This is a genomic window from Blautia sp. DFI.1.216, assembly GCF_020594215.1.
Taxonomy (GTDB): Bacteria; Bacillota; Clostridia; order Lachnospirales; family Lachnospiraceae; genus Blautia_A; species Blautia_A wexlerae.
The window spans coordinates 1-1,086 of the sequence record NZ_JAJDML010000146.1 but is presented as its reverse complement, the minus strand read 5'-3'; the positions used below and the strand labels follow the sequence as shown (position 1 = coordinate 1,086).

Annotated in this window: 1 pseudogene; it reads right to left on the bottom strand. The window is 43.4% G+C overall.

The features are described 5' to 3' along the window. Positions 1 to 1,086 (bottom strand): annotated as a pseudogene (locus tag LJE11_RS19115) (ATP-binding protein); the annotation flags it as partial.

The following is a 1,086-nucleotide window of genomic DNA, read 5'->3' as shown; positions in this document are numbered from 1 at the left end:
GACGGTTGCAGGTACACATTTCTTCCCGTATCAACGGAATAGCCCATATAGATACCCGTAGTTTCCCCTAACTGCTGGGTCGCTCCAAAGCCAAGCCCTGCCAAGAAGTCTGATTTTACATACTGCACATAGTCATTGATATATCGCTTGCTGGCAGGTAAAAATTCAGAATGAAGCCCCAGCATATCCCCAGCAGGACGTACCAGCTTTACATTGAGGTCGTCGTAAAAGTCTTTGACTTCATCACAACGGCGTTTCAGCTCGTCAAGATCGGGTGCAGACACCCGTATAACGTAGCTTAACTTATACATACTTTCTTTTGTCTGGTCTAAGTCCGTTTCCAGCTCGTCCACGCTGTCTAAAGCGTCCACCACATTTGAGCTGGTTTCACTTCCTGCTTGATAAGCGTGATTGTCAAGGTCTTTCAATTCCTTTTTCTTGTTGCGTACGGTTGTTAATGCTTTTCGGTTCTCCACGATTTCTACATTCATAGAAGTATCAACGGGGAATGTGAATTGCTGTTGCTGGAAATAGAAGATTTCACTTGACGGAAAATCAAGCTCGCCGACAATCGCATTGACGGTAAAATAGGACACATAACTTTCCTTGTCCTCATGTTCCAAGCGTAAATACCGCTGGCTTTCTTCAATCACACACCTTGTCGGACGGATAAGGTCGTAGTATTTTATCAGCGTTTCTTTGTTCAATTTTTTCTTTGGTAGCTGGTACTCATAATCTTCATAAGCGATACCGTCCCTGCCGTAAAGATGTTCCATGAGATACCCAAAATCATTGATTTCCAAGCGACGCACCTTAAAGCGACGGGAGATTTTATTTTCCAGTAACTTTTCCATTTTCATGTAACGGTTGATTTCATCATTCGGCATGGAAACAAAATCATTCATCAGCGTGTGGTTCACTTCATGGAGAAATTCTGTGAACGTCAGCCACGCCGATTTTTTGATGTTCTTCAGATTGAGCTGTTCTTCCGTAACCATGAGCTTAAAGCCAAGAAAAAAGCGGTAGTCCACTTGATTGTCCCCAATCATAGATACTAACGCTTCGGTCTGTTCGTCTATCTTCTGG